The organism is Sandaracinobacteroides sp. (genome assembly GCF_057137845.1).
On sequence record NZ_DBNHFX010000024.1, the window covers coordinates 1 to 9,397 of the forward strand.

The following is a 9,397-nucleotide window of genomic DNA, read 5'->3' on the forward strand; positions in this document are numbered from 1 at the left end:
GACTGGATGGACATGTGCCGCGGCCCGCACCTCCCCAGCACCGGCAGGCTCGATCCGGCGGCCTTCAAGCTCACGCGGGTGTCCGGCGCCTACTGGCGCGGCGACCAGCGCAACCCGCAACTCTCGCGCATCTACGGCACCGGCTGGCTCTCGAAAAAGCAGCTCGAAGCCCACCTGCTCATGCTCGAAGAAGCCGCAAAGCGCGACCACCGCAAGCTCGGCGCCGAGATGGACCTGTTCCACCTCCAGTCCGAAGCCCATGGCAGCGTGTTCTGGCATCCCAAGGGCTACCTGATCTGGCGCACGCTCGAAGCCTATATGCGACGCCGCCTCGACGCCGCCGGCTACGTCGAGGTGAAAACCCCGCAGGTGATGGACGCCCGCCAATGGGAACAGTCCGGCCACTGGGGCAAGTATCGCGAAAACATGTTCGTCATCCCCGACGAGGTTCCCAACACCGACGACGGCGGCCCGATCATCTCGAACGATGCCGACTGGATGGCGTTGAAGCCGATGAACTGCCCTGCGCACGTCCTCATCTTCCGGCAGGGCATCCGCAGTTACCGCGACCTGCCGCTGCGCATGGCCGAATTCGGCTGCTGCCACCGCAACGAACCGCACGGCGCACTGCACGGCATCATGCGGGTGCGCCAGTTCACGCAGGACGACGCCCACATCTTCTGCCGCGAAGACCAGTTGATCGGCGAAGTGGCAAGCTTCATCGACCTGCTGCACTCGGTGTACGTCGACCTCGGCTTCGACAACTACGCAGTCAAACTCGCGCTCCGCCCAGACAATCGTTTCGGCTCCGACGAGATGTGGGACAAATCCGAAGACGAACTCCGCCGCGCGGTGCAGGTCTCGAAGCTGCCTGACGCAATCAAACAGGGCTTCGAGGAACTTCCCGGCGAAGGCGCATTCTATGCGCCCAAGCTCGAATTCCACCTGACCGACGCCATCGGCCGCACCTGGCAGGTCGGCACCATCCAGTCCGACCGCGTCCTCCCCGAACGGCTCGACGCCAGCTACGTCGGCGAAGACGGCGAGCGCCACCGTCCGGTGATGCTGCATCGCGCGGTTCTGGGCACGTTCGAACGCTTCATCGGTATCCTCATCGAACACCACGCCGGCCGCTTCCCGCTGTGGCTCGCCCCGGTGCAGGTGGTGGTCGCCACCATCGTCTCCGACGCCGACGACTACGCAATGTCGCTCGTCGAGCGGCTCACCGCCGCCGGCCTGCGCGCCGAAGCCGACCTCCGCAACGAGAAGATCAACTACAAGGTCCGCGAACACAGTCTGGCCAAGGTGCCGGTGCTGCTGGTCGTCGGCCGCCGCGAAGCCGAACAGGGAACCGTCGCCGTCCGCCGCCTCGGCGAGGAACAGCAGCAGTTCGCACCGTTCGACGAGGTTCTGGCCGCGCTCCGCCAGCAGTCGCTGCCACCAGACGCAAAGGCCTGAAGATGCCCGCCATCCGGCAACTTGCTCCCACCTTCGCGGTCGCCCCGCAGATCACCGCCGCCGACATGAACGCGATCCGTGCGGCAGGCTATGGCTTCATCGTCAACAACCGCCCCGACGCCGAGGAGCCAGGCCAGCCGGAAGGCGCCGCAATCGAGGAAGCGGCGCTCGCGGCGGGCCTCGGCTATCTCGCAATCCCGATCGACCGGTCGGGCTACACCGCCGACCATGTCGCGGCACTTTCCGCGCTGATGGTATCGCCAAGGCCGATTCTCGCCTTCTGCCGGTCAGGCACCCGCTCGGCAACGCTCTGGGCGCTCGCCAGCGCCAGCCGCGGCGCAGCGCCCGCCGACATCCTCGGCGCAACGGCCGCCGCCGGCTATGATCTCGGCGGCCTCGCCCCCACCCTGCACCAACTCTCCGGGGCGGGCTGACCCGAAACCCCTCTATTTCCCGGCCTTCGCATCCCACGCAGCAACCTGCGCCCGCGCAGCCGCCAGCATCCGGTCCAGATCGGCACGCTCCAGCACCTCGCCTCGCAGCACAACTGCGTCGATCGCCTGCGTCGCCGCAATATCCTCCAGCGGGTTCCGGCGCAGCAGCACCAGATCGGCCTGCCGCCCGGCTTCGACCGCGCCATAGCGATCCTGCAAGCCGAACCACAGCGGGCCAGCCCGCGTCGCGGTCGCCAGCGCCTCGGCGGGCGTCATGCCGTTCGCCACATACAGCGCCAGTTCCTGATGCAGTCCAAGGCCCGGATAATCGAACGAGTTCAAAAACCCGGCGTCAGTTCCGGCCATGATGCCAACGCCCGCCTTGCGCAGCAGCGGGATCACCGCAGCGGTTTCCGCATATTGCCGGTGGCGCGCCTCGATCTGCTCCGGCGTCGCCTTCGCCGCACGATCCACGCGCCACTGATAGGTCTTGCGCAGGCCGGGGCCGATATAGGCAAGCAACGGATCGTTCGAATGATCGTCGGAATCAAGAAACGCCAGCGTGCGCTCGATGTTCAGCGTCGGTGTCACGAACACATTGTGGTCGCGCATGTTCCGATAGGATTGCATGGCCGTCGCCTCGTCGAACCCGGTCGCAAGGGCCGCCGTCGCGCCCGCCCGGTCAATCCGCCCAGCCGCGAAATCCTGCGCAATCTTCGCTTCGTCCTTCACCCCGGCCTTGTAGGCATAGCTCAGATGCTCGATCGAACTGATGCCCGCATCCACTGCCTGCGCAACCGTCAGCGCCATCGGAATATGCCCTGATGCTCTCAGGCCCGACGCGCGCACCTTCGACAGTGCATACAGGAACAGCTCCGGCTTCAGCGTGCTGTCAGTGATCTTCACAAAGTCCACCTTCAGCGCCAGCAATCTGGCGACCGCCGCATCGACTTCGGCCCTGTCGCCGACTTCCAGCGTCCCCTTCCAGATCGGCTTCAGCCCCTCGATCTTCGGCCCCGAACTATAAAGCGTCGGTCCCGGCAGCCGGCCGCTGCGGATTTCATCCCGCCAGCGCAGCACATCATAGGGCAGATCGCCCGACGCATCCCTGACCGAGGTGATCCCATAGGCCAGATACAGCGGCAGCAGCGCCTTGTTCTCGTCGATCAGCTCGGGGCCGCCGCCAAAATGCACATGCATATCCCACAGGCCCGGGATCAGGTAACGCCCCTTGCCATCCACTTCCCGGCGCGCTTCCCACGCAGCGGCCATGCCGGCGTCGCCGCCAACCGCCACGATCCGGTCCCCGCGCGTTGCAACCGCCTGATCCGCGATCGTCCGCCCACGCTCCACATCCACCACATTCACATGGCGGACCAACAGGTCGGCCACCTCCCGCGCGTGTGCGCCGGCCGCATGCAGCAGTACCGGCGTCAGCAGTATGGCCAGAAGCAGTCTTTTCATGTTCACCTCACAGCCCTGCCAACAGGAACCTGTTGATCATGCGGGCATTGCAGCCCATCTAGGCGGTTCCATCACCACGCGCCAACCGGCGCGCAGCGTTCGCAGGTACCGCGATGACCAGCAAATCGAAACTCCACAACTATTCCGACACTCCGGCAGCCCAGCGGCCACCGCACCTGACCGTCCTAGTGCTGCAAGGCGGCGGCGCACTCGGGGCCTATCATCTCGGCGTCTGCGAGGAACTGGCCTCGATGGAGGTCGCACCAGACTGGGTCTGCGGCATCTCGATCGGCGCGATCAACGCCGCGATCATCGCCGGCAACCGTCCCGGCAACCGGATACCGGCACTGCAGAAATTCTGGGAGAAAATCTCCTCCGGCCTTCAGCCCGCCTTCCCGCTCCCCGAGGGTCCGTTGCGCGAGCTCTGGTCCGAAGGCGCGGCCGCCTGGATCGCCACCACGGGCGTGCCGGGCTTCTTCAAGCCGCGCTTCCCCCCGCCCAAGCTCCAGCCGCGCGGCAGCATGGGCGCCATCAGCTACTACGACACCGCACCACTGCGGGAAACCCTCGACGAGCTGGTCGACTGGGACTGGCTGAACGACGGTCCCATGCGGCTTTCGGTTGGCGCAGTCAGCGTCACCACCGGGCGGATGCATTTCTTCGATTCGAAAGGCGGGCCGGATCACGTCCGCATCACCGCCGACCATGTGATCGCCTCGGGCGCGCTGCCGCCAGGCTTTCCTCCCGTCGAAATCGACGGGGACTGGTATTGGGATGGCGGCGTCGCCTCCAACGCTCCGCTGCAACATGTCCTCGACGAGGGGACCGAGCACGACAAGAACATCTTTCAGGTGGACCTGTTCCCCGCCGAAGGCGCCTATCCGCCTGCCATGCTCGACGCGGAAACACGCGCGCAGGACATCCGCTATTCCAGCCGCACCCGCCTGCACACCAACCAGGAAACCGCGCTGTCACCGGCGCGCCGCGTGGTGCGCCGGGTGCTGGCAAGCTGCCACCCGGATCTCGGCATCCTCAGCGACGACGAACTGCAACTGCTGCGGCAATTCGCCTGCGAACAGCATATCGAAATCGCGCAGATCATCTACCGCGACAAAGCCTATGGCGGGAAAGCGCGCGGCTACGAATTCAGCCAGCCGACGATGGAAGCCCATCGCGCCGCCGGACGGCGCGATGCCTCCCGCGCGCTCGCCGTCCGCGACTGGCGCCTCCGGCCAGAGGTCGAAGGCGTGCACTGCATCGACGTCGGCGAAGCCCAGCCTGTCCTGCGCCGCAAGGCCAGTCGCTAAAAGTTCGTCGGCGCCGGGCTGACCGTCGCAAAGCCCTGCGGCGTCACCTGCTGCACTTCAAGGCCGCGTTCCGCGACATTGCCACGGAAACGGAAGATGCCGTCCACTCCGGCAAAGCCCTGCGGGTCGTCCAGCGCCTTCTGCGGGAAGAGCTGGCCCGGCTTCCATGCGCCGTCCGCAACCGACGCCGCCAGCAGCACCGAATCATAGGACAGGCTCGCAAGGCGCGACGGCATGCCGCCAAAGCGCGCCTGATACCGCCGAGCCATGCCGGCAAACCGCTTGTCCGACACGGCGGCAAACACTGCGCCCTTCAGCGCTGTCGAACGCACCAGCGCCGGCTCGGTGTTCCACAATTCGGTGCCCATCATCAGATAGCTGCCGACGGGCACACCGAACTTCGCAAGGTGCGGGGAAAAGGCAGCGGCAACCGCACCGGAATCGGCGATCAGCAACGCCTCGAACGCCGGACCGGGCGCCGTCCCCGCCTTCGCCGCCTTCAGGCGCGCGTCATAGTCCGTCACCTTGCGCGCGGCTGCGGGCAGCGCCGAAGGCGTGCGGGCAAAGTTCGTCAGCGCCACCACCTGTCCGCCCGCAGTCGCCACTGCGCGGGTAAAGGCAACCGACGTGCGCTGCCCGTACAGGCCATCCGGCACCAGCCCGGCGAATTTCCGCATGCCCTGGGCAGCGGCAAACTCCACCACACGGCTGACCGACTGCGCCGGCTGGAAGCCCAGCACATACAACTGCCCGCCGGCAATGCCGGAATCGTTGGAAAAGCTCAGCATGGTGACGCCTTTTGGCGCCGCCACTGCCTTCACTGCTTCGGCGTCTCCCGTCAGCAGCGGCCCAAGGATCAGTTGCGCGCCATCGGCGATCGCGCGGCGGGCAGCGCCCGCTGCGCCCAGCGCTGCCGTGTCATAGCTCGACAGGCGGATGCCCTGCCTGTTGGTGTCGACCAGCGCCAGCGAAGCGGCATTGGCAAGGCTGATCCCGACGGGCGCATTGGCGCCGGTCAGCGGCACCAGAATGGCGATCCGATGCACATCGCCGGGCTTAACCTCCACCGGCTTCTCGACGGGCGGCGGCGCAACCGGCGCAACCGGCGCCTTGGTGCGCGGTGCGCAGGCGGCAAGCGCCACAACCGACGCCAGCGCCAGCGCCGACGCGATCCGCCGGCCCGCGCGTCGTTCGGCGCTTGCGCCCGTCATGTCATCCGCCCAAAATGCCTGCATGTCCGTGGCTCCGTCACCTGAAATCGATCCGCCCGCACCCCGGCACGAGCATCTTGCGCCCGGCCTCTATATCGTTGCCGGGCCTATCGGCAACCTCGAGGATCTCAGCCCGCGCGCCGCACGGTTCCTGCGCTGCGCCGATATGATCGCCTGCGAAGACACCAGGGTCACGGCAAAGCTGCTGCGCGCCGCCGGCAGCGACCGGCCGATGCTCTCCTACCACGACCACAGCCCGGCCTCGGTCGAAGAGCGCCTGCTCGACCGCATGGCGCATGAATCGGTCGCCCTCGTTTCCGATGCCGGAACCCCCCTCATCTCGGATCCCGGCCACGGGCTGGTCCGCGCCGCGCGCGCACGCGGCATCGCCGTCACCACCGCCCCCGGCCCATGCGCCGCGATCGCCGCATTGTCGATTTCCGGCCTCCCCAGCGACCGCTTCCTGTTCGCCGGGTTTCTTCCCGCCAAGGCCGCCGCGCGCGACAAGGCGATCGCCGCCCTCGCCGGCCTGCCGGCCACGCTCATCTTCCACGAGTCCGGGCCGCGCCTCGGCGCGACGCTGGCAGCACTTGGCAGGGCGCTCGGGCCACGCCCGGCCGCAATCGCCCGCGAACTCACCAAAACCCACGAAGAACTGCTGCACGGAACGCTCGTCGAACTCGCCGCCCGCTTCGCCAGCACCGAACCGCGCGGCGAAATCGTGCTGCTGGTCGCGCCACCCGCAGCGGAAGTCACCAGCGCCGACGCGCTGGATCAGGCACTGAAGGCGGCTCTGGTCACGCTCCCGGCAGGCAAGGCCGCCGCCAGCGTCTCGGCCGCGCTCGGCCTGCCGCGCGCCAGCGTCTATGCCCGCGCGCTGGAACTGAAAGACGCATGAGCCGCGCCCTCCATGAACGGCGCGGCCGCCGCGCCGAAGCCCTTGCCGCGCTGTGGCTGCGGGCCAAAGGATGGCGCATCGTCGCGCGCCGCCGCCGCCTGCCGATGATCGAAGTCGATATCGTCGCCCGCCGTGGCAATGTCCTCGCCGTCGTCGAAGTGAAGCTCCGCCCGACGATCGACGCCGCCCTTTGCGCGCTCCGCCCCGAAGCATTGCACAGGCTACAGCGCGCGGCACATCAGCTCGCCGCCGAAGCCGCCCGGCCCGGACGCCCCGCCCCCAGCGGCCGGGTCGATCTGATCGCGCTGGCTCCCCGCTCGTGGCCCCGCCACATCACTGGCGTCCGCTAACCTGCGCTGGTCTTTGGTGCGCGCACTTGAGTCCGCGGATTGGTCGCCCTATCCATCACCGCCATGGCCCGTTCTCTCCGCATCGCCGTCCAGATGGACCCCCTGGAAACCATCAACGTCGCGGGCGACTCCAGTTTCGCGCTCATGCTCGAAGCGCAGGCGCGCGGCCACCGGCTCTATCATTATCTGCCCGCCAGCCTCGACTGGGTGGAAGGCAGGGTCACGGCATACGCCCGTCCGGTCGAAGTCATGCGCCCCGCCACATCGGGCGCCCCGCACTTCCGCTGGCTCGACGAAGCCGCCCGCCTCGACCTCGCAACCACGATCGACGTCGTGCTGATGCGGCAGGATCCGCCGTTCGACATGGCCTACATCACCGCCACCCACCTGCTCGAACGCGCGCAACAGGCGGGCGTGCTGGTGGTGAACGATCCGGCGGCCGTGCGGAACGCCCCGGAGAAGCTGTTCGTGCTGTCCTTCGCCGACCTGATGCCGCCAACGCTCGTCACCCGCTCGCTCGATTCCGCGCGCGCGTTTCAGGCAAAGCACGGCGAAGTGGTGCTGAAGCCGCTCTACGGCCACGCCGGCGCCGCCGTCTTCCACCTCACTGAAGGCGATTCCAACCTGCCCGCCCTCGTCGAGATGTTCTCGAAGGTCTGGCACGAACCGTTCATGGTGCAGGCCTTCCTCCCCGACGTCTCCAAGGGCGACAAACGCATCGTCCTCATCGACGGCGAACCGGCCGGCGCCATCAACCGGCTGCCGAAGGCGGGCGAAATCCGGTCCAATCTGGCCGCCGGCGGCTCGGCGCACGCAACAGAACTCACCGACGACGAGCGCCGGATCTGCGCCCGGCTGGGGCCGGAACTGCAACGCCTCGGCCTGGTATTCGTCGGCATCGACGTGATCGCCGGGCGCCTCACCGAAATCAATGTCACGTCGCCAACGGGGATCGTCGCCATCGACCGTTTCAACAACAGCAACATTCCCGCCATCTTCTGGGACAAGGTAGAGCAGCGACGCGCCAATGCCTGACTTCCTGTCGGCAGACTGGATCGGACAGTTCATCGAATCGGGCGGCTATCTTGCCGTCGCGCTGCTGATGTTCATCGAAACGGTGTTCCCGCCGATCCCGTCCGAAATCATCATGCCGCTTGCCGGCATCCAGGCCGCACAGCAGGGCGGCTCGATCCTCGGCATGGTTCTGGCGGGCGTCGCCGGCGCCATGGCGGGCAACATCTTCTGGTTCTGGATCGCGTGGAAGCTCGGCCTCGACCGTTTCGAACGGTTCCTGATCCGCTATGGCCGGGTGCTGACCATGGACGCCGAGGAAATCGAGCGCGGTCGCCGGCTGTTCGAGCGATACGGCGGCGGCATCGTCGGCGTCGGGCGGATCATCCCGACCATCCGGTCGCTGGTGTCGGTGCCCGCAGGCCTCGTGCGGATGAACGTCCGCACCTTCCTGTTCTATTCCTCGATCGGCACCTTTTTCTGGACGATGGGGCTGGCGGTCGCCGGCTATCTGCTGGGCAGCCATTTCACCGAGGTCGACAGGATCATCGGCCCGCTATCGACGGCAGTTCTCGTCGGCTGCTTCGGCATCTACCTCTATCGCGTCATCATGTGGAAGCGCTGGAAGGGCTGACGCCAGCACCCTGTGATGCGTCAGCGCAAGCGCTCAGTGATGGTCCCCGCCTGCCTCGCCGTCCAGCACGAAGCGGCGATCGCAATAGGGGCAGTCGACATGACCGCGCTGGTCGATCTGCAACCAGATACGCGGATGGCCCAAAGCGCCCTGATCGCCGTCGCAGGCGACGCGGCGGCTGTGAACGGTCTTCGTCTCGGGCTGTGGCGGCGCGCTGGTCATGCCAGCCCTCTAGCGGCTTGCAGCGTGCCTTGGAAGGGGGGTGGATGCGGCACTGATGCGCTAGGCTGCGTTGACAAAATATTTCAGCCATAGGCGTGCAGCGGCGAGGTTTAGGAAGCTCTCGAACGAGAGGACGGTCTTGTCGTAGCGGGTGGCGATGCGGCGCCGGGGCAGGGCAGCCGGGATATACGCGGCAGGCTTGCCGGTGTGTTGGGCAAAGCCAGGGCGGAAGATCAGGAGCGGGAAAAGGCCCGCCAGAAAGACCGCGAGCAGGAGCTGGACTGACCTGACCCCCTGATTTCCATCCAAGACTGATTAGAGTCCGGCCCTGAGAGAAGGACGGACGATGAAGCGATCACGATTTACAGAAGAGCAGATTATCGGGGTGCTGCGGGAAGCGGAGGCAGG

10 protein-coding genes and 1 pseudogene are annotated in these 9,397 nt (G+C 66.9%); 7 read left to right on the forward strand and 4 right to left on the reverse strand.

From position 1 onward, the window contains the following. Both thrS and AC16JP_RS00860 read left to right on the forward strand, forming a co-directional pair. Nucleotides 1–1,458, forward strand: a 1,458-nt coding sequence (gene thrS, locus AC16JP_RS00855; protein ID WP_484338709.1) for a threonine--tRNA ligase, incomplete at its 5' end; no start/stop codon positions are given. Nucleotides 1,459–1,460: 2 nt separating this feature from the next. Beyond that, nucleotides 1,461–1,892 (forward strand): protein tyrosine phosphatase family protein, encoded by a 432-nt coding sequence (locus AC16JP_RS00860; RefSeq protein ID WP_484338710.1) that lies wholly within the window; start codon nt 1,461–1,463, stop codon nt 1,890–1,892. A gap of 12 nt (nt 1,893–1,904) precedes the next feature. Here AC16JP_RS00860 and AC16JP_RS00865 read toward each other — a convergent pair whose 3' ends face one another. Continuing rightward, nucleotides 1,905–3,356 carry an amidohydrolase family protein gene (locus tag AC16JP_RS00865; RefSeq protein WP_484338711.1) on the reverse strand — a complete coding sequence of 484 codons (1,452 nt, stop codon included), beginning with the start codon at nt 3,354–3,356 and terminating at the stop codon, nt 1,905–1,907. Nucleotides 3,357–3,469: 113 nt separating this feature from the next. Between AC16JP_RS00865 and AC16JP_RS00870 the strand changes: the two genes are divergently transcribed. After that, a complete protein-coding gene (locus tag AC16JP_RS00870) occupies nt 3,470–4,663 on the forward strand; it encodes a patatin-like phospholipase family protein (RefSeq protein ID WP_484338712.1) in 1,194 nt (397 codons plus the stop codon). Here the strand turns inward: AC16JP_RS00870 and AC16JP_RS00875 are convergent. After that, complete coding sequence (locus AC16JP_RS00875) at nt 4,660–5,898, reverse strand: penicillin-binding protein activator (RefSeq protein WP_484338713.1); 1,239 nt, start codon at nt 5,896–5,898, stop codon at nt 4,660–4,662. The genes AC16JP_RS00870 and AC16JP_RS00875 overlap by 4 nt on opposite strands. Here AC16JP_RS00875 and rsmI point away from each other — a divergent pair. From rsmI to AC16JP_RS00895, 4 genes are all read left to right on the forward strand, one after another. Next, nucleotides 5,897–6,772 carry a 16S rRNA (cytidine(1402)-2'-O)-methyltransferase gene (gene rsmI, locus AC16JP_RS00880; protein WP_484338714.1) on the forward strand — a complete coding sequence of 292 codons (876 nt, stop codon included), beginning with the start codon at nt 5,897–5,899 and terminating at the stop codon, nt 6,770–6,772. The genes AC16JP_RS00875 and rsmI overlap by 2 nt on opposite strands. Continuing rightward, nucleotides 6,769–7,122 carry a YraN family protein gene (locus AC16JP_RS00885; RefSeq protein WP_484338715.1) on the forward strand — a complete coding sequence of 118 codons (354 nt, stop codon included), beginning with the start codon at nt 6,769–6,771 and terminating at the stop codon, nt 7,120–7,122. Before rsmI ends, AC16JP_RS00885 begins: the two co-directional genes overlap by 4 nt. Before the next feature lie 63 nt (nt 7,123–7,185). Next, on the forward strand, nt 7,186–8,157 hold the full coding sequence (gene gshB, locus AC16JP_RS00890; RefSeq protein ID WP_484338716.1) for a glutathione synthase: 972 nt from the start codon (nt 7,186–7,188) through the stop codon (nt 8,155–8,157). After that, the gene (locus tag AC16JP_RS00895; RefSeq protein ID WP_484338717.1) at nt 8,150–8,767 is read left to right on the forward strand and encodes a DedA family protein; all 618 of its coding nucleotides are present in this window, start codon (nt 8,150–8,152) and stop codon (nt 8,765–8,767) included. Before gshB ends, AC16JP_RS00895 begins: the two co-directional genes overlap by 8 nt. 33 nt (nt 8,768–8,800) lie before the next feature. Here the strand turns inward: AC16JP_RS00895 and AC16JP_RS00900 are convergent, their stop codons facing one another. Next, nucleotides 8,801–8,989: a zinc-finger domain-containing protein gene (locus AC16JP_RS00900; RefSeq protein ID WP_484338718.1), complete on the reverse strand. Its 189-nt coding sequence runs from the start codon at nt 8,987–8,989 to the stop codon at nt 8,801–8,803. A 60-nt stretch (nt 8,990–9,049) separates the two neighbouring features. Next, nucleotides 9,050–9,154, reverse strand: a pseudogene (locus tag AC16JP_RS00905) (IS5 family transposase); the annotation flags it as partial. Between the last annotated feature and the right edge of the window lie 243 nt (nt 9,155–9,397).

Bases quoted from the DNA above. Each gene is read 5' to 3' on its own strand.
- AC16JP_RS00860 (WP_484338710.1), top strand. From the start codon at position 1,461: ATGCCCGCCATCCGGCAACTTGCTCCCACCTTCGCGGTCGCCCCGCAG.
- gshB (WP_484338716.1), top strand. From the start codon at position 7,186: ATGGCCCGTTCTCTCCGCATCGCCGTCCAGATGGACCCCCTGGAAACC.
- AC16JP_RS00895 (WP_484338717.1), top strand. From the start codon at position 8,150: ATGCCTGACTTCCTGTCGGCAGACTGGATCGGACAGTTCATCGAATCG.
- AC16JP_RS00885 (WP_484338715.1), top strand. From the start codon at position 6,769: ATGAGCCGCGCCCTCCATGAACGGCGCGGCCGCCGCGCCGAAGCCCTT.
- AC16JP_RS00870 (WP_484338712.1), top strand. From the start codon at position 3,470: ATGACCAGCAAATCGAAACTCCACAACTATTCCGACACTCCGGCAGCC.
- AC16JP_RS00900 (WP_484338718.1), bottom strand. From the start codon at position 8,989: ATGACCAGCGCGCCGCCACAGCCCGAGACGAAGACCGTTCACAGCCGC.
- rsmI (WP_484338714.1), top strand. From the start codon at position 5,897: ATGTCCGTGGCTCCGTCACCTGAAATCGATCCGCCCGCACCCCGGCAC.
- AC16JP_RS00875 (WP_484338713.1), bottom strand. From the start codon at position 5,898: ATGCAGGCATTTTGGGCGGATGACATGACGGGCGCAAGCGCCGAACGA.
- AC16JP_RS00865 (WP_484338711.1), bottom strand. From the start codon at position 3,356: ATGAAAAGACTGCTTCTGGCCATACTGCTGACGCCGGTACTGCTGCAT.